Consider the following 21,699-nt stretch of genomic DNA (forward strand, 5'->3'; position numbering starts at 1 on the left):
TGTTCCTTTATAATCTGTCAATGAAGAAATTGGCCCAATATGGGTTTTTCTCATCGAAGATTTGCTTTTGCTCGTTTGTGAGTTCATGGGGATAATCTCGAAACAGATTAAAAATTCTTTCCCCATCAAAGGTAAATAGTCGCTCACCTACAGAATCAGGGACTTCTAACCACGTAAAAGCAGAATACATATCATTATTATCTGACATTCCCAGTTCCCCCTTTCCTTTGTTCTAAGTTTGGTGTATTTATATATCCCAATACATCTAAAAACTCTGTGTTATTTGACAATGAATCTACATCAATCAAATAACTTGACCATTCTTCCGTATGAGTTTGTGAGCAACCGAAACGAGTTATTAACATGTCATTATTAAGACTATACCACCCATTTTTCGAAGGGTGCTGAAGTTCCAAAAATTCAAAATTTCCATTGTGATTCCTAACGATTGCAGCGTGCTGTCCCGTTGCCAGATAGTATTCTTTTTCTGGAGCAAGACTTTCCAGTAATTTGTTAGCGCATTCTACATCATCTCGTCCACAATTCTCTGCAGAGTATACATTTGGTAGGTTAGAAATATTCTCAATGGCATCTCTACTAGAAAAGATGGTTCGACTGTTTCCGTCACGAAAATCCAATACATCATATCCAGCTTTATTCCCTGCATATGCAAGTGCTAAAGACGAACACGAGCCTTCTGTTAAATCTCCACCACCTAATCGTGCAATAACGTCTCCAGCTACTCGATCTCCTTCAAACAATTTTATAGCATTATAGTCAACATTATAATCATTTAGCATCTTGACCATCGAAGTATACTCTTCAGATGAAATGGGAGGCAATTCATAATCGGGGAATGCAAAACTTTGGAGTTCTCTCCACTTTGGATCCTGTGAATATGTCTCAAAATCTTCCTGTGTATAGTGATTTTCATTCATGTAATTGGATAATTCTTTGTTAGCATTCTCTTGTGTCATGGGTGGTAACTCATAGTCAGGGAATGCCTCTTTTTGTAGCTCTCGCCACGTTGGATCTTGAGAGTATGTATCAAAATCACTTGGTCCATAATCATTTGAATTCATATAGTCAGACAATGAATTGTAGGTGTTTTTTGCATCTGTGAAGTTGTCTTCCGAATTATCTTGAGACACATCAAGTGTATCGGTGGAGGGATCTGTTTTTTCTAACCCCATAGATTCCTCGGACTCCTCGGACTCTTCGGTGGTGGTGTCATCCACCAGTTCCTCGGGTTCTTCAGCAGTGGTATCATCCACCAGTTCCTCGGGCTCTTCAGTGGTGGTATCATCTACCAGTTCCTCGGACTCTTCGGTGGCGGTATCATCTACCAGTTCCTCGGACTCGTCGGTGGTGGTGTCATCCACCAGTTCCTCTGGTTCCTCGGTGGCGGGATCATCCGCTAGTTCCTCGGGCTCGTCGGTGGTGGTGTCATCCACCAGTTCCTCTGGTTCCTCGGTGGCGGGATCATCCGCTAGTTCCTCGGACTCTTCGGTGGTGGTGTCATCCGCTAGTTCCTCGGACTCATCGGTGGTGGTGTCATCCACCAGTTCCTCGGACTCATCGGTGGTGGTGTCCTCCTCGAGATACTCAGGCTCCTCGGTGGCGGCGTCCTCCTCGAGATACTCAGGCTCCTCGGTGGCGGCGTCCTCCTCGAGATACTCAGGCTCTTCGGTGGTGGTGTCATCCACCAGTTCCTCTGGTTCCTCGGTGGCGATGTCCTCCTCGAGATACTCAGGCTCCTCGGTGGTGGTGTCATCCACCAGTTCCTCGGACTCGTCGGTGGTGGTGTCCTCCTCGAGATACTCAGGCTCCTCGGTGGCGGTGTCCTCCTCGAGATACTCTGGTTCGTCGGTGGCGGTGTCCTCCTCGAGATACTCAGGCTCCTCGGTGGCAGCGTCCTCTTCGAGATACTCAGGCTCCTCGGTGGCGGTGTCCTCCTCGAGATACTCTGGTTCGTCAGTAGGAGTATCTTCTACTTCTGGTATATCACTGGATATGTCATTGCTCATATCTATATCAGTAGATATATCGGTGCTTCCTTCGAATTCGTCGTCCATTGCTGTATCTCCTCAAATATCCGTTTATTGGCTTTTCTTTTCTTTGAGCAAGGCGCGCATGGCGTTGATGGATTTTTGAATACCGTCCACATCTCTTAAAGATACGGTGATAGAAGTACCAGCTGAAGTGGTGAGTTTGAAGCATTCATAATCAACGTTAACCGCAGGGATTGCGCCCTGTTGTGGGCGTGTGAATGTTTCATAAGTAGTGGATGCGGAGACGATGTCTTTGTAAAAATAAACATCGGTCGATTCCAAAGCTCGTCCACCAGTCGTAGAAACTCTTTTTGTATAGCAATGCAATTCGTTAACGGTAAAAAAGAGTGCAAATATTTCATATTTATTGGAGCGCCATTGTCCGTCAGTGCCTTGCTTGAGAAGGTCTGCTCCTTGGTATACATAGCCGCTTAAAATAATAGGCTCAATTTCCGTTACTTCCGATTCGTCAAGTCCTAATTTATCCAATGCAAGCTCTTTGACATGAGATATATTCACAAAAGCTGAGACATAATTATCGTACTCTGCATCTGAAATAGATGGTTTTTTTAACGTGACGATTAGAAGGGATGCTCCGGCAATAATCATAAAAATTCCTATTGCTGGAAATTTATCACTCGTGCTCATAATGCCCCCCATACAAATCAGTATGGTGCCGTATTTAATAGCGTCTTTTTTTGGCATAATTGAAGGATTAAAGTATTGTTGAATTTTAACTGTATCCATATCCTATCTCCTTTAAAATATATATTTTGAAATTTACTTCATACTTTTACTTTTTCAGTGAATTGATGATTTGCGCATCCGTAATCGGAATCTTCGTCCCATATTTAATACGGCGCCATAGATGCACCTTTACACACGATAATAATTCACCTGTGAATGGTTCATCATTGAGTTCTGCCTTTACAAGCAGACTTATCTTGGAAAGCGCTTGCTTCAAAACAACGAAATCTGACATATCTGCCTTGAAGTTTTTCGTAAATATTCTTCTAGCAACCTCACGAGCCAACACGCGTCGTTGATAGTCACAAGTTTCTTGGCAAGCGGTGCAATATTCGCATTGAGGATAAGGACGCAAGGCTTTGCCTTTGTCATCCCAATACTTCGAAAGCTGGCGAATGCCATCGTCAGAAAGTGTAATGCTGATGTTGTTCTCCAAACGATAATCGGGGGTAATTACCTCCTCAGGGTCATCTAACTTATTAAAAAACAGAAACGCTTCACCAGGTTTTAGCTTGCCCATGCGTTGCACTTGAGTTGGCGTCATATTTGTACTATCGCCAATGATTTGCTTGTCTACACTTTCTACTAAGCGGAACACCATCTTCATATCGGTTAAAGCGACTACATCCGTAGATACCTTTCGTGGCGATTGATCGGCGATAATGAGACCAACACCATAGGAACGAATTTCGGCCAGCATGCGCTTTACAAGCCCTTGCGCAATAGCACTGGGGTTGGCATCTCCTTGGCCTGCATTGCTTTCTGCATCCAAAAGAACGTGGGCTTCCTCCAGTAAAATTACATTTTTCAGCCCGCCTTCACCAAGATAATTGGCATTGACATAGGCTAAAATCGACAGCATAAGCAACGAAATAATAAGTGCTTTTTGATCACTGTTTTCTATCGCGGCTAGTTCAATGATAGTGGGTTTTTTCAATAAATCTTCAATTGGAACAGAAAAATAATTATCAAATAGATTGACCAAGCTATTGAGTCGGACAACGCCTGCTCGACCAATATTCTTAGCATCTCCGGTATAACCAATTTCGTCGAATGTATTTTGAAAACACTGTATGAAATCTGTAATATTAAATGTTTGACCTTTGTCCTCTACTGTATAAGTATCGAGCCATCGGAAATCTGAATAGCAATTATTGATAGTTTCTTCAAAAATTTTATCAAGCGGTGTGGACATAGAGACTGCTGCAGAAAAAGCAGTTTTTAGAGTGGACTTGTAAGTTTCCAGCTTTACATTCTTGGGAGGAACAAAGGGGTTATAGACAAAGGGAGAGATAAAATTCTTCCCAGGGGTAAACACCTGCAAATCTGGAATACTCTGAACCAATGCTCGATACTCATTTTTGGCAGGTTCAATGACCAAAAACGGAATATTGTGCTCTTTCCACAGTCGGTCTAATAAACTGACTGAAAAGGTGGTTTTACCAGAGCCAGGTGTGCCTACCACGAGCATATGTTTTGCTAAATCATTGAGCGAAAAGCCGATTGTATCGCTATTTGAGGAGGAGCGTAGTTTACCCACGCTGATATCCCCTGCATTAATCAGATTTTGAGCAAAGGTTTTATTGGCCTTACCAGACTCATTGATATTTAAACCAGCCGATATTCTGTCACTGCCAATTGGCAATCTGAAGATTTCACAAGCTTCATCACTTGTAATAATATAGGGCAGTCTATACAGTGCATCTGAGAATTGATTTGATTGCCACAAGTGCATATTACGGTTTTTGTGTAGCGTAATTTCCTGAACAGCCCAAGGCAACGGATAAAAATTATGAACATTATCAGCCTCTGCATTTGTCAATTCTATTGTTTTGAGATTTACCGACTGATCTCCAACCGTAGAAAGTTGCCCGTAAATGCGGCTAGAAATACTAGCGGTAGCCTCTGTACTTCCATAAATGATGATGTTATATTGAAATAAGGCTTTGTTTTTGTTTTCGGAATAATATCGATAAACCTGTGCGTGTTTTTTCGCCAAAGAAAAACTAATATTACCCACGCCTTGCTCCATTACACCCTGACTCAATGTCTCCAATGCTTGTGTAATTCGATCCACTTCAGCGATTTCTTGATATTCGAGTGTTGTCGGAATCAGTTGTACGGAAAACGCACAGTCTGGATAGTTACTAAGCGTATGAACAATTCTACTTAAATCGTTTTGAGAGACAGGAATTTTATCAAAGGCATAGCAATAGGGAAAAAGCTGATTTTGTAATGACTGAGACTGTTCATCTTTCACAATTGCTTTTATGCTTGAACCATTGATTTTTTGAATCAATGGTTCAAATTCATCGAAGGCCCATTCTGTAAATTCATATTTTTGAATGGACAATGTTGACTTGACTTGTTGTCCAATTGATTCAACAGTTCGTATTGCTTTGTCTTTATCGGCATCGATTGCTCGTATTAACACAAACAACCGTATTTGTGCTTGATATGGTTGATTATCTATTGCAGAGGTAAGCCATAAAAATTCTATGGCAATATCTTTGCTATATTTGGCGGTCATGCTAGCTGATTTAAACGATTGGAATACCTCGTTTAATAGCCCACCCATTTCCGATTTATACCGTTCAATAACCCCTTCAATAGCATTTGGGCGGTCCTCTATTATCGAGATATGAGGTATAGATGTAACCTCAATAGTGCCCAGAGATACTGATTCTCCATTTTCTAATTTTTTATCTGAAATATAATTGAAAGCCATATATTCTCTCCTTGTAGTAAAGGGATTTCATACACTGGAAGGACGCTTTGACAATCCCATTGAATATGCTAAGGTATTTCCTACAATCAACAATTTTATGGATAGTCTATGCTCCCAGGGTAACTACATCGCTTAAACCGCCCAATCATCTTTGGAACACCTCTCAGAACGCCATATTTTTTTAGTGCTAATATCGAATATTCGGAACAGGAAGGAGTCATATGACAACGTAATCGTGTTTCGGATTTTGCATAGCGTTGATATAACCTGATAAACCACATCAAAGTATATCTAAGCGTGACTAAGAACATCAAAAATGATAGTGGCAATATGTATATTTGTAGACTTATAAAATCGATAAGATTAACCGAGTCATTAATGCAAAGAAAGACAACTAATGGTATTTCACATGCTACAAAATGCGAAATGACAAAAACTATAACCTTTAAATAATTGATTTTAGGTCTATATAGTTTAGATTCTGGTGGGTTAATCATTTTAGGACCATTCAAGATAATTTTCTTTTTTTTCATAATACCTACCAACTAAGAAAAATACCTGTATCGCCACAAGATACAGGTATCACTCTATTAAGATTTTTTTTCGCGCAGTTTTTGCTTCATAGCTTGGACAATGGATTCAGCATCCTCAACACCATCCATAGAAACATATAGCTTATCTCCAGGTACTACCATGCAGAATTTGTTAGTTGGGACTTCGATAGATTGCCCAGCGACGTTACGTGATGTCTCTGTTTGAGTTGATGTAGAGAAAGAGGTTACATCTTTGTAGAAGAACTCATCTGTGCTCTCATTTTTCTTGCTATCATCCATATTAAATGTGTGACGGTAAATATATACTTGGGTTGAACTAAAGAACAACCAAGCCACCTGATAAGATGAACTTATATAATTACCACTTGGCAAGGATTTTGAATATGCATTCTTAAATACAAATCCTTCGAATTTTACAGGAGGAATTTCGTTAATCTCATCTTCGTCCAATCCGATTTTATTAATTGCAATACTTCTAAAGTTCATAGAGTCTTTCTTTTTTGCTACTAATGCCAAATATTCATCACTAGTCATATTTTTTGAAAAGCAGCCTTCTTGCTTAACAAAATATTCGATTACTTTTTTCTGTTCTTCCGTCTTCCCTCTGCATGCCTCTTGAATCAGCTTAGCATTGGGATCAGAACTACCAAAACAACCCATTCTTTTTTCCTCCTAAAATGATTTTGAATATACAACTTTGTGGCCATTGTAATCCGAAAAAATATTACAGACATTCCGGACGCAATACACCCAAAATATCATATAATTGCGAAATGTCGTACTCGGATAAGCCAGTAGAACAAGCTAAAGCCAGACAATCGTTATAATCTGGCACAACCTTAAAATATTTTCTTGCGAAATAATCGTATTTGATATACGCCATAAAGTAATAATAGATTCCTTTCGGTTCAATCATTAACGCAGCATTCAAATACTCAAGTATTTTGTCTATAGTCGGGCGTTGGTGCAGAAATGCCTTCTTGCCTTGCAGCAAGCATACAGCGGCATAGAAAAATACTTCAGAATTATCAAAGTTATCTTCAATGGCTTTTTCGAATGCTGGCAATGCTTTTTGATATAATTTCAACTTCAAATAACACATGGCAATTGATGTGTTAAGCTCTGCGTTATCGGGCTCTTCATTCAATGCTTTTTTATATGCATTCGCATATTTATTGACATCAGGAACCGGCATGGAATACACACTATTAAATGTGGAAATTATAATCGGTTTATGACACCATTCACATTCATTTTGCCCAGTAGATACCCTAGCACCGCATCCTGGGCAATTCAATTCTATAACTGTTTGAGCCATTTCGTTCCTCCACACACATATGTAATCTAATTGAATGGAATTTATCTTTAGGGAGACTCGATATTCTCGAATAACTGCCTTATATAACATAATTTTTCTTATGTAGCGAATATCTCAAAATTATCCATTTATTAGTACATATTTTATCACGGCAGTCTAGAAAAATCAAGTGCTATCACAAAAAAAATCGACATGGTTTTTGCAATAAGCAGCACAAACGCCAATTGCATTTTATCTATCTGCCGTGCGTGCTTCGTGCCCGTTTCAATCGTATAAATATAAGTATGGAGCACCGCAAAGCCACCTTCAACCATCTGCTGATGAGCGAGAAGCTCCACTCCCATCTGGTAGAAATCGACCAGACAGCAGACCGTCAGATGGAACAGCTTATGGCAGACTTGCAGAAAACCCAGCCAACCTCCGATAAGACGTCCCATCAGATGGAGTGGGTGGGGCATATGAAAACATACCTGTTCCTCCCTAGTGGTTCAGGATTATCTCCACACCCCCAACTATGTCTGAGAAAATTGTACACTTTAATGAGGAAATTACCAAGAATCAAATCAAGAAGTTGGTACTAGGGAGCGTAGGGGAGACGCTGAACGAGCTGTCGAATGCCGAAGCCAACCAAGTAATTCAACATCAACGTGTCAATCATGATAGTTGATTGTCAATTTTTCAGCATCGCAACCATTAAACGCCATTTTATCAATGTTAACAGTGCGATTGTATATAGTAATGTTGATAAGAGCTATACATCTCATAAACGCACATGAGCCAATTTCACTCACACTATCTGGTATGGTAATAGCAGATAGGCGTTCGCAGCCAAAGAAAGCAGACGGCTCTATCTTGGTTACACGGTTTGGGATGTTAATACTCGTAAGATTTTTACAACTCTTAAACGCACCTGCGCCAATTTCTAACACACTATCTGGTATCGTAACAGCGCAGAGATTTTCACACCCAGCAAACGCATTTGCGCCAATCTTTATTACACCTGTAGGAATAACAACTCGCGATCTATCGCCATTGTACTGCACTAAAGTAGCATTGAAGATAGTAAATTCTGCCTTGAAGTCATCATAAACATTGACCATACCATCAAAAGTATTGCTGGGCAACATAATCTCAACAAGGTTTTCACAGCCTTTGAATACATTCGCCTCAAATACAGCATCAGGGTTCATAACATAAAGAGCCGCAAGATTTTCACAGTACGAAAAAGCTCCATGCTTAATATGGGTCACCTTGCTCGGGAGCTCGATTGAGGCAAGACGATCACAATGTAAAAAAGCATCCTCCCCAATGCTCATTACTCCATCTGGCATTGTAATATTTATAAGACTTCTACAGTGAGAAAATACAGAATTTTCAAGTGTGGAGATATTTCTCGAAAGACAGACAGAATGTAGATTTTCACAATTAGAAAAAGCACCTTGCCCGAGATAGGTTGTACTATCGGGAATATCAATCGTGGCGAGTGCGCTACATCCTACAAACGCATAATCTCCAATATAATTCACACTATTGGGGATGTTGATTTCTATAATATCTTTGCAACAAAAAAAGGCACTCTTTCCTATATAAGTCACACCATCTGGAATGTTAATAGAGGAACACCTACCGTAATGATTAAACGCATTATCACTAATCTTAGTGATATGCTTTGGTATCATGATTTTTGAGGAATTGCCATTATATCTAATCAACGTGTCGTTTTCGATTACAAAATGATCTAGGTCGCTATCATATCCGTTTATAGCATCATCACGCAAAGCGTTATTGCGCTTATCATCTTTACGAGTAATTTTTTTCGTATTAAACTGCTTAACACAAGCCTCACATATGGTAGTAATAATTGACATCTTTTTCCTCCTTCATCAATTGAATTGCTACTTGCGTTAAGTAGCATATAAACAATACATTATTATGTATGCTCTATCTCCTAGTATTTATATAAATTCCACGGCATCCCGACACCTCTCACATCTTCGAGATTATCAAGATACCTCCCACACCCACAGTATATACGAGTGCAATGCTCATAATGGTTATGATAAATACTTCTTACCAAGCATCAAACTATAGTTTTTATAGAGGTGATATGCTTCCTCTAATTTATCTTTTTCTATATAATCAACAGATGGCACAACAAGTTCTTGGTAAATATCTGCCCACTTGGATCTTGTATTAGGCAATTTGTTAATCGCATCCACAATTGCAGGTGCAATTTCATAATAGGTTTCAATATCATCTGGATAGTTGGCTTTTAGGTAAGTATCTCTAAAACCACGCAATATAGTCAGCTCATGGCAGTTATCATCAAAGGTTCCCGCTTGATGCTTCATGCAAGCAGTTGTTAGATAACAACGCCTTTTGTTTCGTTTCTTGTCCTCTCTTTTTTCCCGCTTCTCATACCAAGGTGTTCCTTTAAATTCACCATATGATAAGGATGAAGTGATAGAAGTGATAGAGGTAAGCCCTCTACAACCACGAAAGGCATCGTTACCAATAGATGTCACACTGTTTGGGATTACAACCTCCGTAGCTGCACCTGTGTATCTCTCCAACATACCTGCACAAATGATAAAATCATCAGAGTTTCCCTTATAGATATTCACCGTTGAATCCGAGATATTGTTGCTGATATTAATGGTCGCATTATAATCGTTGATTGCTTTTTCCACGATAAAGTCAGAGCCACAAAATTCACAAATAGCGGCTTCCTTGGTGTTTTCTGCGCTCAAATTCGCACCACAGCAGGTGCATTTCGCCGATACAAGTGGCATTTGTGATAAAGAGTGATTTGAAGTGTTTGTATTTGCCACATATTGATTAACCTTTGGTTTTAATAAAGCATAAATTAATGCTATAAAACCGAAGAAAAATCCCCACCAAAACCAATTTTATGATACCCCCGATTAGAAATAACAGCTTGCGTGGTGAATCCAAATATCGCACAAATTAAACCTTGACCTACTATAACAATCATTATCTCTATAATCATATTTTGTTCTCCGTCAAATATAAATTCCACGGCATCCCGACACCTCTCACATCTTCGAGATTATCAAGATATCCCTCATAACAGCAGTATATCATAACAAAATCTGAAATACAAGCGGTGTCACCGCTCCTCCTCGTGGCCTCTCTCCTGCGTGGGAGATGCGTTCACTGCCAGCTCCTCCAGAGCCTTTTTCACTCGCTCAGCCCTCCCCAATTCGCCCTTATGGTCATCGTTCCCGAGTAAGAAAACAGCCCCCATTCAGCCAGAATGAGAGCTTTTTCAAATATATTTCAAACGAAAGGACAGATGCAAATGGCAAAAAAACGATCCAATGGCGAAGGCGCATTACGCAAGCGAACCGATGGGCAGTGGGCGTGTACCATCATGGACGGCTACCAGCCTGACAGAATGGGCACGAGTATCTGCCTGCTATCGGGGACAGGAATGCGAATGCAGGAGCTGTTGGGACTAGAGCCCCATCACATTGCGCCAGACGGCAGTATGATTTATGTAAGGCAAGCCGTACAGCTGGTGAAGGGAACAATTCATATCGGCCCGCCCAAGTCAAAGGACAGCGCGCGCGACATTCCTGTGCCACCCAACGTCCGACATTGTGCTCGATTCCTTCGTAACACCGCCACACGCTTTGTTTAGGAGGTGAAAATACCAGACCAACCCTGCAACCCTACCCACTTCCGAAACCACTTCAAAAAAGCCATAGAGACCGTCCCAAACGTGCGCCCCCTAACCCCACATAGCTGTCGCCACACCTATGTTTCCCAAATGCAAGCCTTGGGCGTAGACCTGCTCACCATCCAGAGCATCGTCGACCATGCCGACATTGACATGACCCAGCACTACTTACACGTTCAAGATAGCGTGAAGCAATCCGCAATCGAAAAATTCAGTCAAGCCTTCACGGCATAAGCTATGACCAGAACCATAGCGAACAATCATATGACCACGAAAAAAATCGTTGCCCTTCCTGCAAAAAACAGGGCAACCAACGCTACATATACAATGGAATTTTGAAACCTTAATAGACTAGGGGATACCATCCCCGTTCTGGTCAAATTCTGGTCAATCCTTACACCAGTTTTTCTAACTACCTCAAAAAGTTAGAAATACACCGTATTTCTTCCGAAATACGGTGTATCGTGTACCGTTTACGCATAATAGATGTCATCGGATTTTTTGGAGGGGGATTGAACTCTCACCCATGGTTTAGTATTCAGTGGCATCTAGCTGGCTCACTGCTTTTTCAAATTCCACTTGGCTGGGGGTGACCGCTTTTTCTTTGGATGGGAATGTACTATCAAATTCGTCCACTGTCTCTTGGATGCTGTCCAGTGCAGTAGAAAATTTTGCCCAGCCACTCACACCATCAAAGGCACCATCGTAGAGAGGCAGTGCCAATAGCCCAGTATAGAATTTGCCATCCTCCATAGAAATGCCGTATCTTTTACCGCCCACAAAACCATAGGGGATGTAGTGATACGGATAGCCCAAGGTCAAAATTCCACGGTAGCCCATTTCTTTGGCCTTTTCGATGGAGTGGGTGATAATCCGTCGCCCCAGTCCCATGCGATGATATTTGGGGAGGATACAAACGGGGCCGAAGGTGATGGTTCGTACCTCGCTACCATCTGGTTGCACAATGGCAGAGTTGGTATAATAAATCCCACCGACCACTTGTCCATCCACCTCAACGACGAAACTCAGCTCAGATATGAAATCTGGGTGGTTGCGCATTTGATGGACAACGTAGTGCTCGTGGCAACCAGGGAAGTACAAATTCCAAAAGGCCTCTCGTGCGATTTCCTCCATGTGGCAGTAATCATTAGGCTGTTCGTTGCGCATGGTAATGTTCACAAACTATCCCCCCTGTTATGTTCCATAGTATATGCAATTCAAGAAATTTGCAACTATAATTTTTGATTCTCAGCTGGGTGTCACTATCGCCAATCGCTCTCTGATTCGCTTCATCAAATACAATCGCCCCAGTGGAGTGAACAGCATATAGACACCGCCGTGACCGTTGCGGCTGTACTCCTTCAGCTCTGCATAGCCGTGGTTCATCATGTAGGCTGTGGGGATGAGGAGCTTTTGGGGTGTGCGGAATGCCAAATCCATATCTTCCAGCAGGAAGGTGAACAGTCGTTCTGGGATACCCAATTCCTTGGCGGTGGTGCGGACGTTGGTCAGCAGGTTGGTGTCCACGATGGCATCGAAATAGTCGGCTTTGGGCTGTAGCTCTGCCAGCTTTTTGCCTATGGCATATTCGCCCGTTTTCCGAATGGAAGGAAGAACAATTTCCACAACCCACTGTTCAAAGGCTTGGGCTGCTGGTAGCTTAGAACGAAAAATCAAGCGATACACATCGGCCTCGGGAATAAAATTGAGGGTTTGATTGCCACCCTCGGTAAGGGTACCCTGTTTCACGCACCCCTTACAATGACGACTCACTGCGTTGTTGGGATTGAGATACCCAAGGCTTTTCGCCACATCGGTGGCACAAAACAGGATGGTTCCATCCTCCACAATTGTACGCACGCTGCCAAACTGGCTGTTTTCAAAAATTTGCATTTCCATAATGATACCTCTTTTCTTTCAAAGTAAAAAGCAGAGCCGAAGCTCTGCTTTTGGGGTGTTGGAAGTTTACTGCTTATGAAGTCGGCGCACTTTCTGAGCCATGATTTGCTCGTGGATAGTACCGTTTCTGAAGTAGATGGTGAGTCGATTCACATCCATGACCTTGATGGTGTGGATGGTCTGGCGGACGAGACTGTCGTTGTATTCCAGAATGTCCTGTGGTTGGCTGGCAAGGTATTCTTCCACTGCCACCAAGCTGGTTGCAATGTCCTCCTCGCTCTGGTGAAGGGCTTTGTAGTCATCCACTACGGTTTGAAGGACTTTCGCTTCATCGGAGAGGGTTTTCATTCGCTCTCGGTCAGAAAATTCTTCCTCCAGACTCTCATAGTGTTTGTCCCCTTGGATAATCTCCATGACCTGTTCGATGAGGGATGCGATTTGCCGTTCCATCTGGCCGATGTCAATGGTACTGTCGGCCTGTTTTCTCATGGCATTTCGTAGCTCCTTGGTCAGTGCCATGGGTACCACTTTGTCAGGGGTATAGGATGTTAGGATGGCTCCCATAATGGCTCTGTGGAGGCTCTCCTCGTCCGCTGTGACGGAGTCTGTGCAGTATTTGGTGCCGTGCTGGATGCGGTTGATACACCGCCACACGGGCTGTTTGTCGCCGTTACGCTTTGTCCATACCACTCGGCGGTATGGGGTTCCGCAGTGGCCGCAGATGAGAAGTTCGCTTAGGGCATAGAGACTGGAGTATTTGCCATTTTCAGTGACGGTGGCAGAGCAGATTTTTCGTTTGCTACTTCGTCGGGTGTGTTCCCCTTGTACCGCATCGAAAAGTTCACGGTTGACGATAGCTTCATGGTTGTTTTTGATGAAGATTTTAGGAAGCTCACCGTTGTTTTGTTTCACCTTCTTAGAGATGGGGTCGGTCACATAAGTCTTTTGCAGTATAACGTCACCGCAGTATTTCTCATTGGTTAGAATGTATCGGACAGTGCCCTCTGACCAGGATTTGCCCTTGAGGAATGGGATGTGATTGCTGTTGAGATGATTGGCGATGCCACGAGTGGTTTTGCCTGCAAGGTACATTTGATAGATGCGTATAACTTGCTCGGCCTGCTCTGGGATGACCTTTGGCTGTCCATCGAAGCCCTTTCTGTAGCCGTATAGTCGACTGTATTGGAAGGATACCTTGCCCTCCTTCATTGCCATTCGCTTGCCCATCTTTACGTTCATACTGAGGGAGTTTAGCTCCTCTTGAGCAAGAGAGGCCAGGATGGTGAGGATGACCTCACTGTTTTCCTCCATGGTGTTTATATTTTCTTTTTCGAACAGGACTCCCACCCCCATGGCTTTCAACTTGCGGACGTAGCCCACGCTGTCTAGGGTGTTACGGGCAAATCGACTGATGGACTTGGTGATGATTAGGTCGATTTTCCCCTTTTTGCAGTGCCGAATCATTTTCATAAAGTCGGGTCGCTTTTCGGCGGAGGCACCAGAGATGCCCTCGTCTGCGTATGTACCAGCCATCGTCCACGATGGATTTTTTAGTATCAGCTCGGTGTAGTATGACTTCTGGGCATGGAAGCTGGTGAGCTGTTCTTCCATGTCGGTGGATACACGGCTGTAGGATGCCACTCGCAGTTGGCGATGCTCCCGATAGCCTGTGGTTGCTGTGATTGTAGGTGGAATGACGATAATTTCACGTTCTATTCTAGCCATTGTCTTGTTCTCCTCTCTGGATATGATTTCCGCATTTTAGTTGGATGCCACTGATGGTGGCATGGGATACTTGGATATGTTCGATGAGCTGGGTCAGCACCTTGGTGTTCACGGCTGTTTCGCCATGCTGTAGCTCCTCCAGCATGGCTTGCTCTGCGTGGTGAGTGTCGGGACAGAGACTGTATTTGAGGGATGCCAGCTTGAGGATGTTGTCTTTGATTTCCTCTACGTGCAACTCGGTCTGCTCCAGCAGTCGCTCTATTTCATTTTGCAATCTGACTGATTCTAAGGAGATGCTATTGCTGGCCTGCACCTGTAAATTGGTGTGAGCCAGTATTTTTTGTAGGGATGCTATATCGCCCAGAATGCTGTCATCGCTGACGGTGATGGATATGTGGGCGATATCTGTTGGGCAGTACCATCTGTGGGTGCCATCCTTCTTCACTCGCCGTCGGAGCTTTTCACCACATTCTCTGCACACCAGCAACGATTTCAGTTCTTTGATATCCTTCGGCTCAGTGTGGGTGTAGGGTTTCTTTGCCGACTGGCTCATGTGGAATTGGGTCTGGTCTATAATTGTTGGGTACTTCTCGGTGCCCGTATATATCTTGTTCTGTAAAATTCTCGCCACCATATTCTTGTTCCACTCTGGCTTGGTAGGCATATATCGGATATCTTGACTGGTGAGCCAGTTTGCGATGGTGAGGTAGGAGCTACCCTCTGTGTACATTTGGAATATGGTTTTTACTGCAGAGGATTCTTCTTCATGGGTGGTCATTGCTCCATTGACCATTTGGTAGCCGTATGGGATGGCTCTGTTTTGTGCCATGGGTTCACAGCCTTTCTGTCAGCACAAGACCGTTCTTTAGTACGAAGTCTATGGACTGATTGTCCTGTGCCAGTATTTTTCGAACGATCTCCGAGAAGATTTCCTCGTCCATCGTCGTGATATGGGTTGGGTATTCTTTGAGGGTTTCTAGCAGTTCCTCGGTTTCCACAAGGCTAGTATCTTTTTTGAGATTCCCTAGCATTCTGGCCTTGGACTGCCGAGCATCTTTCAGCTGTTTTTTCAGCTCATCGGTCTTGGAAATAAAGAGAGCAGAATCCAAAATGCCAGCGGACAATAGTCCAGACATTCTGTGATTCTGCTCTGAGAGATCAGCTATTCTTTTATTGATGGTTTGTAGTTCCTCGTTGCCACGTTGTCCCTGCTCTTGGAGTTTGGTGAGGGTGGTAATTATGGGGACTAGGATGGTTTCTCGGTTGGCTTGGAGCTTATTGTACATTCGGATGAAGGCGGTGTAGATGCTTTCTTCTAGGATACGTTGGGAGGGACAGTTCGTTTTTCCGTGTGCATAGGCTCTGCATTCCCAATATGTTTTATTGTTGGTAGTCTTACGACGGTATATTGTGTTGCATTGCTTGCACCTTATCTTTTTAGCCAACACAGAACGCTCGCTAGTTTGATTATACTGCGAAGTTTTTTCAGCAGACAGGATTTTCGCTAGTTGATACTGTATTTCATCTATAATTGGCTCATGGGTGTTTTTCACATAATATTGTGGCAAAGTTCCATTGTTGGGATATTGCTTATATGGCAAGACATCCTCCCCATAATATTTTTGTAGTAGCATATCTCCAATATATCGCTCATTTCTCAAAATTCCCCGAACCGTAGTAAAACTCCATTTTGTTTTACCTGTTTTGGTAGGAATGCAATCCGCTGATAGGTCTGTGGCAATACGTTCAATACCAAGTCCACTTAGGTATTCACGAAAAATTCTACGGACAGTTTCGGCTTCGGCTTCATGGACTACCAATTCCTTATTGACTAAACGGTATCCATAAGGGGCATTGCTTGAGACATAGGTTCCCTGTGCCATTCTCATCCGATTTCCCTTTTTACAGTTTTGTGAAATCGCTATGGATTCCTCCTGTGCAAACAGGGAGTACAGAGTGAGAAGATTTTCGCTAGTGAGGACCGCCGTGTCGATGCCCTCTTTCTCGAAGTACACGCTGATGCCCATGGCCTTTAGCTCACGGACGGTGGAGATGCTATCCAGTGTGTTTCTGGAAAATCGACTACTGGACTTGGCGATGATGCGGTCAATCTTTCCGTCACGGCAATCTTCCAGCATCCGTAGGAAATCCTCACGCTTGTCCATGGATACACCAGAGATGCCCTCGTCGGCATAGATGCCAGTCAGCTCCCATGCAGAGTTGTTGGTGATGAGCTGGGTGTAGTAGTTGACCTGCGCTGCGAAGGAATTGAGCTGGTCGCTAGAGTCACTGCTCACACGGCAGTATCCTGCGACTCTCAGTTTGCTGGGTTGTGCTTGGACGGTGGCTTCTATGTGTATGATTTCTCTTTTGGCGCTGGTGCCAACGATGTTCTGATTTGCCATGTGAGTTCATCCTCCTTTCTTGCGACCAACATTACCACAATGAGAGTTCAAAAGCTATTCACCAATACTACCAAAGATAGATGGGTGAAGTTTGACATTGCCGGGCGAGGTTCAAAGCCGTCATATCTGCCACTTCTCGGCTGATTTTCTGGGCATTGAGCAGAGATTTGAGCATCTGCATCATTAAGTAAAAATCACTTGGGACGATAGTTTGAACTTGACTGTTAGCATCCATGATGATTCCCCCTATAAAAATTTTGGATTAAGGCCGACACTGATTTCCAATGCTTGATTTAGCCGTTTTCGTCTGTACTTAGGAATGACTCCCACATATCGTTGCAGTCGCCCTCGGTCTATGGTGCGGACTTGCTCCAGCAGAACACAGGAGCGTTCCTCCAACCCCTTCATAGGGGGGAGTGGTACATGGGTGGGTAGCAATCGTTTGTGCTTGCTGGTGATAGGTGCCACAATTACCGTGGGGCTGTGGCGGTTGCCTACATTGTTTTGAATGACCACCACAGGTCGCTGGCCTGCTTGCTCTGATCCTATGCCAGTGCCAAGGTCAGCGTAGTAAATATCTCCACGGGAGACTTGTTTTTCACACATGGTATCACTCCTCCATATTTGATAATTTAATGTCACAAGAATGGGGACAAGGGCTTTTACGCACTTATCCCCATGGTTTCTAACATTAAGAATTTTGGTGATGCTTAATTTGACACTACGTCCGAAGCACCGACGGCAATAACCGAAACTGCGACTGGTTGGGTCGCATCATGGGAATTTCACCCCTCCGAGGATCTCTCCGAGCTGCCCTCATTGCGTGAGGCTGTGACTGGGCAGAAGTATCATTATAGGTTGACGAGGTTGTAGCAAAACAGTCCACCATGGACTGCTTCTCGGTCAGATGGGTACCGCTCGTTGCCTTTCCATTTTCTTTGATAGGCTGTTCTGCTAGACTCGATGAACAAATAAAATAGTAGTGTTTTTCATGGTCTAACAGCAAGCCTACAGGCAAGTCATGGCGCATCCTCCGAAGTCGCTTTCCCTTTTGGGGTTCGTCAACTAAAGTATTTCGACTGTTGGATATTGAGTTTTCAAAGTGCAGAGAGGTTATAAAAATTACCCCCTCACCTTTCATGCCGAAAAATGAGGGGGTTGCACGGAATTATTTATAATTTTTTAGAAGTTTTTTTAATTTGACTAATACTTTAACCTTTCGATCATGGATTGTCATTGCTGCAACACCAGTTTTTTTAGATAATTGCCGCTCGCTCAATCCATCGAAAAATAGATTTTTGATTAGCTCTCTTTCGCTTTCCGAAAGCTCACCCAGTATTTCATGGAGTTTTTCCACCATGATTTTTGTTGCAACCAGTTCATCAATGGAGATTGCTCCATGATCCACCAGTGTATTCAGTCCGCTTTGGTCATCGGTATCCAGAGCATCAAAGGACAGCTCATTGTGTGCGATGGCTTCCTCCAGTAAGTATTTTTGTCTGCGTTTCTGGCGATAATTTTCTTTGTAATCCGCTTCGCTCACTTCCATGAGGCAATCATGGAATGGGAGAAAGTATCGGGTCTGAAATTGAGGGTTTCTCTCCTCTCCTAGAAAGAGGGTGTCGTAGGGAATTTCCTTGTATGTGCCGTTTTCCATAATAAAGCAATGCTTAAATTTGGGCATAGCTTGTCCATCCTTTCTAATCATTTGGGGTTTATTCCAAATGTTAGAAAGGAGGAGAACGACAGCCCACCGAGAAGGTAGGTCTGTTTGAATATAGAAAAAGGCCGAGTTTATCCCTAATCGGACTAAACTCGACCTTGGTTGTGAGGTAGCAGTGGCAACAATTTAAGCTATGGTATTGATATTGTTGCGGTCTGCCTCTGCCTGTAGAGGTGCTCGCCATATGTTCTATCCTCATTCAAGCAACAGACCACGGAAGCATAGTTGCTATAGCATGACTGCTGCGACGTTTGTCCTGTTTTCTTTTTGAAATTACGGAATGATTCAATTACCATTTGGAACACCTTCTTTCTCGTTTATTGCATCTTGTGGATTTCTCTGCTGAATTGCATAAAAAAAGTATAATGGACCCCAGAAACCAAACCACCACTCGAAAAATTATCGTGAACGTGATACAATATCAAAAACGATAAAACGAGAGGAGAAAATATCATGCCACGAAGCAGTTACAGCGCCGAATTTAAGGCCAAAATCGTCCTAGAAGTCCTCCAGGGGGAGAAGGAATTAAACGTTATCGCCGCCGAGCAGGGGGTTAATCCCAACATGATTCGCAACTGGAAGAAGGAATTTATATCCAATGCCAGTCAGGTTTTCGATGAGAAAAAGCAGGTCAAAGAAGCACATCGGAAGGAGGTTGCCCTGAAAAAAGAGAAGGAGCAGATGCTCCGCACCATCGGCCAATTGACACTGGAGCGAGACTTTATTCAGGGTGCCTTTCGGGACTGCGGCATCCCCGTCCCCAAGTTCCCTCAGGACTGACGCAGACCTGTCCATCCGCCGTCAATGTGAGCTGCTGGGTCTGCCCCGAGGGCAGGTCTACTACCAGCCTGTGGAGGTCGACCAGGAGGCCAAGCGCTGGCGGGAGCACATCATGGCACGCATCGACTACTGGCACACCCAAATGCCCTACATCGGCTCTCGAAAGCTGGTGACCAAGCTGGCCACCGACCAGATTTTTGTGGGTCGCAAGCTGGTTAGGCGACTGATGTGCGAGATGGGAATTCATGCTCTCTATCCCAAGGCAAATCTCTCAAAACGCAACTTTAAAGAGTCTATCGTACCATATTTGCTGAGAAATAAGGTTGTCTCGTTCCCGAATCAAGTGTGGTCAATCGACATCACTTACATCAAAATGCACCACGGGCACATGTATTTGACGGCGATTATCGACTGGTATAGCCGTCTGATTGTGGGCTGGAGTCTGTCCGATACGCTGGACACAGATAACGTCATCGCCGCTGTCCAGCGCGCAATTTCTAGCCACGGCACCCCCGCTTTTCTCAATTCTGACCAAGGATGTCAGTTCACAAGCTCCCAATATAAGGGGTTTTTGAAGGCAAATCACATTGTCCAAAGCATGGATGGTAAGTCCCGTTGGGCGGATAATATCATGATTGAGCGGTGGTTCCGCAGCCTGAAAACCGAGGAAATTTACCTCAACGAATATCACAATCCCAGGGCGTTGCGCCGTGGGATTGGAAATTATATCAAGCAGTACAACACCGTCAGACCCCACCAGGCACTGGAAAATCAGACCCCTGAGGCCGTGTATGGGGCAGCCTTCGCAACGCCAACCGCCGACCTTGACAGGCTGGCTCAGACTGGTTGAGGGTTGGTGGCGATGGAACGAAGTGGGTTGTGGGAGGAGACCGTTCCCCTCGCCCCACCCATTGTACCAGCCTGACCCAGCCGGTCAAGGCACCCCTTCGGGCGGCTACCCTGGAGGTGCCTCCAGCCTCACCTTGGCTCAGGAAGCAAAATAGGTTGTTGTGTTCACGATAAATTTTGAGGAAGTGGTCTTGACAGGGGGACCATTATAACCATTATATGCTGGCGTAATTGTCGCACTTCTTTGTAAATGTTCACTGTGATTACCACCTTTATTTTCCCCCGTTCCTAGCTTACTGCTAGTATACAGGGTTATTTCAAGTGGCTCAAATTTTCATGAGCGAAAGGGGGCTAGGTGGCTCACTTTTATATTAGCATTTATACCTGTGGAGTAGCAACGAATACCGCTTCTGGCAATGTTGCCAACCCTTGCTTAGAGGAACCTTTGGCAACATTGCCGAAACCGCTTCTTAATACGTTGCCTTACATGGGACTAAGGGGTTAACTGGGGTCACGAGCCGATCCGCCCCCATCGCCGCCCACACAGGGCGATAACGGGGGCGACAGGGGCGGATGTGGTGAGTCCCTCCTGCTCTCTTAGATAGGGTTCGATTTCCGCTGGCGATACCTCAGCCATCAGCCCTGCACCCAGACGGAATCCTGCGACAAAATGTGCTACCGTCAGCTCCCCTTGGGTCGTGGTATAGTCGTTCATGATGTCCAGAAACAGCTTTTTCTCCTTACCCTCCAAAAGATTGCTGAGTAATTCTTCGTTTTGGGACAGGTTGTTCATGGCTTTATGATAGGCGGGGGACTGGATTTTGATTTTCGTGCTAGGACAGACAGCGCCGTAGTACAGTTCTTCAATGAGATTCATGTTGACCACCTCCTTGTGATTTGGTACGGAACACAATATCACAATGCAGGGCGGATAGCCATATCCAGAGCCACCAAAGAAGGGGCGCAACATTTGGGCAACGTTGCCCAAATGTTGAAAAAGAACCTCTGACAACGTTGTCAGAGGTTCCGCAGACAGTAAACAAGGGTTGGCAACGTTGCCAACCCTTGCGGTTTATCATATTCGGACAGACCATCCCCTTGGTAAATAAAATGGTCATAAATGCTATCAATATTCAAGCAATGGCTCCTTGGTTTTATACTTAGTTCGCCTTGTGATGATATGCAGTGAAGCACCAAGGGTGAGACCACTTGTCACG

At 43.9% G+C, this 21,699-nt stretch carries 25 protein-coding genes; 5 read left to right on the top strand and 20 right to left on the bottom strand.

The window, feature by feature from the left end; all coding sequences use genetic code 11:
• Positions 1-7 precede the first annotated feature (7 nt).
• The 8 genes from RFF05_RS03735 to RFF05_RS03770 all read right to left on the bottom strand — a co-directional run bounded on the left by RFF05_RS03735 (position 8) and on the right by RFF05_RS03770 (position 7,835).
• Positions 8-208 (bottom strand): hypothetical protein, encoded by a 201-nt coding sequence (locus tag RFF05_RS03735; RefSeq protein ID WP_409969075.1) that lies wholly within the window; start codon positions 206-208, stop codon positions 8-10.
• A complete protein-coding gene (locus RFF05_RS03740) occupies positions 198-2,027 on the bottom strand; it encodes a hypothetical protein (RefSeq protein WP_409969076.1) in 1,830 nt (609 codons plus the stop codon). The genes RFF05_RS03735 and RFF05_RS03740 overlap by 11 nt, the downstream gene beginning before the upstream one ends.
• A 72-nt stretch (positions 2,028-2,099) precedes the next feature.
• Complete coding sequence (locus RFF05_RS03745) at positions 2,100-2,798, bottom strand: hypothetical protein (protein ID WP_409969077.1); 699 nt, start codon at positions 2,796-2,798, stop codon at positions 2,100-2,102.
• Positions 2,799-2,844: 46 nt separating this feature from the next.
• A complete protein-coding gene (locus RFF05_RS03750; RefSeq protein WP_409969078.1) occupies positions 2,845-5,526 on the bottom strand; it encodes an ATP-binding protein in 2,682 nt (893 codons plus the stop codon).
• A 95-nt stretch (positions 5,527-5,621) separates the two neighbouring features.
• The gene (gene yidD, locus RFF05_RS03755) at positions 5,622-6,059 is read right to left on the bottom strand and encodes a membrane protein insertion efficiency factor YidD (RefSeq protein WP_409969079.1); all 438 of its coding nucleotides are present in this window, start codon (positions 6,057-6,059) and stop codon (positions 5,622-5,624) included.
• A 57-nt stretch (positions 6,060-6,116) separates the two neighbouring features.
• A complete protein-coding gene (locus tag RFF05_RS03760) occupies positions 6,117-6,740 on the bottom strand; it encodes a hypothetical protein (RefSeq protein WP_409969080.1) in 624 nt (207 codons plus the stop codon).
• Between the two features lie 64 nt (positions 6,741-6,804).
• Entirely contained in the window at positions 6,805-7,398 is a 594-nt protein-coding gene (locus tag RFF05_RS03765; RefSeq protein WP_409969081.1) for a tetratricopeptide repeat protein, read from the bottom strand.
• A gap of 146 nt (positions 7,399-7,544) precedes the next feature.
• Positions 7,545-7,835: a hypothetical protein gene (locus tag RFF05_RS03770; RefSeq protein ID WP_409970146.1), complete on the bottom strand. Its 291-nt coding sequence runs from the start codon at positions 7,833-7,835 to the stop codon at positions 7,545-7,547.
• Here RFF05_RS03770 and RFF05_RS03775 point away from each other — a divergent pair.
• Positions 7,719-7,979 (top strand): TnpV protein, encoded by a 261-nt coding sequence (locus RFF05_RS03775; protein ID WP_409970073.1) that lies wholly within the window; start codon positions 7,719-7,721, stop codon positions 7,977-7,979. The genes RFF05_RS03770 and RFF05_RS03775 overlap by 117 nt on opposite strands.
• Before the next feature lie 69 nt (positions 7,980-8,048).
• Here RFF05_RS03775 and RFF05_RS03780 read toward each other — a convergent pair whose 3' ends face one another.
• From RFF05_RS03780 to RFF05_RS03790, 3 genes are all read right to left on the bottom strand, one after another.
• Positions 8,049-9,266, bottom strand: coding sequence for a leucine-rich repeat protein (locus RFF05_RS03780; RefSeq protein ID WP_409969082.1), 1,218 nt, complete (start codon positions 9,264-9,266; stop codon positions 8,049-8,051).
• Positions 9,267-9,452: 186 nt separating this feature from the next.
• Positions 9,453-10,148 carry a hypothetical protein gene (locus RFF05_RS03785; RefSeq protein ID WP_409969083.1) on the bottom strand — a complete coding sequence of 232 codons (696 nt, stop codon included), beginning with the start codon at positions 10,146-10,148 and terminating at the stop codon, positions 9,453-9,455.
• Positions 10,149-10,270: 122 nt separating this feature from the next.
• A complete protein-coding gene (locus RFF05_RS03790; RefSeq protein WP_409969084.1) occupies positions 10,271-10,438 on the bottom strand; it encodes a hypothetical protein in 168 nt (55 codons plus the stop codon).
• Positions 10,439-10,720: 282 nt separating this feature from the next.
• On the opposite strand from RFF05_RS03790, the gene RFF05_RS03795 reads away from it, so the two are divergent.
• Both RFF05_RS03795 and RFF05_RS03800 read left to right on the top strand, forming a co-directional pair.
• On the top strand, positions 10,721-11,062 hold the full coding sequence (locus tag RFF05_RS03795; RefSeq protein WP_409969085.1) for a hypothetical protein: 342 nt from the start codon (positions 10,721-10,723) through the stop codon (positions 11,060-11,062).
• Between the two features lie 3 nt (positions 11,063-11,065).
• Positions 11,066-11,335 (top strand): tyrosine-type recombinase/integrase, encoded by a 270-nt coding sequence (locus RFF05_RS03800; RefSeq protein ID WP_409969086.1) that lies wholly within the window; start codon positions 11,066-11,068, stop codon positions 11,333-11,335.
• A 297-nt stretch (positions 11,336-11,632) separates the two neighbouring features.
• Here the strand turns inward: RFF05_RS03800 and RFF05_RS03805 are convergent, their stop codons facing one another.
• The 8 genes from RFF05_RS03805 to RFF05_RS03840 all read right to left on the bottom strand — a co-directional run bounded on the left by RFF05_RS03805 (position 11,633) and on the right by RFF05_RS03840 (position 18,814).
• Positions 11,633-12,280, bottom strand: a complete 648-nt coding sequence (locus RFF05_RS03805; protein ID WP_409969087.1) for a GNAT family N-acetyltransferase — start codon at positions 12,278-12,280, stop codon at positions 11,633-11,635.
• Between the two features lie 69 nt (positions 12,281-12,349).
• Complete coding sequence (locus RFF05_RS03810) at positions 12,350-13,000, bottom strand: BRO family protein (RefSeq protein ID WP_409969088.1); 651 nt, start codon at positions 12,998-13,000, stop codon at positions 12,350-12,352.
• 66 nt (positions 13,001-13,066) lie between these two features.
• A complete protein-coding gene (locus RFF05_RS03815; RefSeq protein ID WP_409969089.1) occupies positions 13,067-14,725 on the bottom strand; it encodes a recombinase family protein in 1,659 nt (552 codons plus the stop codon).
• Positions 14,718-15,554 carry a recombinase family protein gene (locus tag RFF05_RS03820; RefSeq protein WP_409969090.1) on the bottom strand — a complete coding sequence of 279 codons (837 nt, stop codon included), beginning with the start codon at positions 15,552-15,554 and terminating at the stop codon, positions 14,718-14,720. The genes RFF05_RS03815 and RFF05_RS03820 overlap by 8 nt, the downstream gene beginning before the upstream one ends.
• A 4-nt stretch (positions 15,555-15,558) precedes the next feature.
• The gene (locus RFF05_RS03825) at positions 15,559-17,130 is read right to left on the bottom strand and encodes a recombinase family protein (protein ID WP_409969091.1); all 1,572 of its coding nucleotides are present in this window, start codon (positions 17,128-17,130) and stop codon (positions 15,559-15,561) included.
• Between the two features lie 67 nt (positions 17,131-17,197).
• Positions 17,198-17,365: a hypothetical protein gene (locus tag RFF05_RS03830; protein WP_409969092.1), complete on the bottom strand. Its 168-nt coding sequence runs from the start codon at positions 17,363-17,365 to the stop codon at positions 17,198-17,200.
• A gap of 11 nt (positions 17,366-17,376) precedes the next feature.
• Positions 17,377-17,736, bottom strand: a complete 360-nt coding sequence (locus RFF05_RS03835; protein ID WP_409969093.1) for a type II toxin-antitoxin system PemK/MazF family toxin — start codon at positions 17,734-17,736, stop codon at positions 17,377-17,379.
• A 562-nt stretch (positions 17,737-18,298) separates the two neighbouring features.
• Positions 18,299-18,814 (bottom strand): sigma-70 family RNA polymerase sigma factor, encoded by a 516-nt coding sequence (locus RFF05_RS03840; RefSeq protein WP_409969094.1) that lies wholly within the window; start codon positions 18,812-18,814, stop codon positions 18,299-18,301.
• A 492-nt stretch (positions 18,815-19,306) separates the two neighbouring features.
• Between RFF05_RS03840 and RFF05_RS03845 the strand changes: the two genes are divergently transcribed.
• Together RFF05_RS03845 and RFF05_RS03850 are read left to right on the top strand one after the other, a co-directional pair.
• Positions 19,307-19,633, top strand: coding sequence for a transposase (locus tag RFF05_RS03845; RefSeq protein ID WP_409969095.1), 327 nt, complete (start codon positions 19,307-19,309; stop codon positions 19,631-19,633).
• Positions 19,584-20,483, top strand: a complete 900-nt coding sequence (locus tag RFF05_RS03850) for an IS3 family transposase (protein WP_409969096.1) — start codon at positions 19,584-19,586, stop codon at positions 20,481-20,483. The genes RFF05_RS03845 and RFF05_RS03850 overlap by 50 nt, the downstream gene beginning before the upstream one ends.
• A gap of 510 nt (positions 20,484-20,993) precedes the next feature.
• Here the strand turns inward: RFF05_RS03850 and RFF05_RS03855 are convergent.
• On the bottom strand, positions 20,994-21,359 hold the full coding sequence (locus RFF05_RS03855; RefSeq protein ID WP_409969097.1) for a DUF6809 family protein: 366 nt from the start codon (positions 21,357-21,359) through the stop codon (positions 20,994-20,996).
• Between the last annotated feature and the right edge of the window lie 340 nt (positions 21,360-21,699).

The sequence above is a fragment of the Bengtsoniella intestinalis genome, from assembly GCF_039719005.1.
Classification (GTDB): Bacteria; Bacillota; Clostridia; order Oscillospirales; family Oscillospiraceae; genus Oscillibacter; species Oscillibacter intestinalis.

Coding starts and splice junctions, on each gene's coding strand:
- RFF05_RS03735 (WP_409969075.1), bottom strand. CDS start 208: ATGTCAGATAATAATGATATGTATTCTGCTTTTACGTGGTTAGAAGTC.
- RFF05_RS03745 (WP_409969077.1), bottom strand. CDS start 2,798: ATGGATACAGTTAAAATTCAACAATACTTTAATCCTTCAATTATGCCA.
- RFF05_RS03780 (WP_409969082.1), bottom strand. CDS start 9,266: ATGTCAATTATTACTACCATATGTGAGGCTTGTGTTAAGCAGTTTAAT.
- RFF05_RS03775 (WP_409970073.1), top strand. CDS start 7,719: ATGAGCGAGAAGCTCCACTCCCATCTGGTAGAAATCGACCAGACAGCA.
- RFF05_RS03765 (WP_409969081.1), bottom strand. CDS start 7,398: ATGGCTCAAACAGTTATAGAATTGAATTGCCCAGGATGCGGTGCTAGG.
- RFF05_RS03810 (WP_409969088.1), bottom strand. CDS start 13,000: ATGGAAATGCAAATTTTTGAAAACAGCCAGTTTGGCAGCGTGCGTACA.
- RFF05_RS03830 (WP_409969092.1), bottom strand. CDS start 17,365: ATGGATGCTAACAGTCAAGTTCAAACTATCGTCCCAAGTGATTTTTAC.
- RFF05_RS03845 (WP_409969095.1), top strand. CDS start 19,307: ATGCCACGAAGCAGTTACAGCGCCGAATTTAAGGCCAAAATCGTCCTA.
- RFF05_RS03825 (WP_409969091.1), bottom strand. CDS start 17,130: ATGGCAAATCAGAACATCGTTGGCACCAGCGCCAAAAGAGAAATCATA.
- RFF05_RS03750 (WP_409969078.1), bottom strand. CDS start 5,526: ATGGCTTTCAATTATATTTCAGATAAAAAATTAGAAAATGGAGAATCA.
- RFF05_RS03835 (WP_409969093.1), bottom strand. CDS start 17,736: ATGTGTGAAAAACAAGTCTCCCGTGGAGATATTTACTACGCTGACCTT.
- RFF05_RS03840 (WP_409969094.1), bottom strand. CDS start 18,814: ATGCCCAAATTTAAGCATTGCTTTATTATGGAAAACGGCACATACAAG.
- RFF05_RS03855 (WP_409969097.1), bottom strand. CDS start 21,359: ATGAATCTCATTGAAGAACTGTACTACGGCGCTGTCTGTCCTAGCACG.
- RFF05_RS03760 (WP_409969080.1), bottom strand. CDS start 6,740: ATGGGTTGTTTTGGTAGTTCTGATCCCAATGCTAAGCTGATTCAAGAG.
- RFF05_RS03820 (WP_409969090.1), bottom strand. CDS start 15,554: ATGGCACAAAACAGAGCCATCCCATACGGCTACCAAATGGTCAATGGA.
- RFF05_RS03815 (WP_409969089.1), bottom strand. CDS start 14,725: ATGGCTAGAATAGAACGTGAAATTATCGTCATTCCACCTACAATCACA.
- yidD (WP_409969079.1), bottom strand. CDS start 6,059: ATGAAAAAAAAGAAAATTATCTTGAATGGTCCTAAAATGATTAACCCA.
- RFF05_RS03770 (WP_409970146.1), bottom strand. CDS start 7,835: ATGGGACGTCTTATCGGAGGTTGGCTGGGTTTTCTGCAAGTCTGCCAT.
- RFF05_RS03795 (WP_409969085.1), top strand. CDS start 10,721: ATGGCAAAAAAACGATCCAATGGCGAAGGCGCATTACGCAAGCGAACC.
- RFF05_RS03740 (WP_409969076.1), bottom strand. CDS start 2,027: ATGAGCAATGACATATCCAGTGATATACCAGAAGTAGAAGATACTCCT.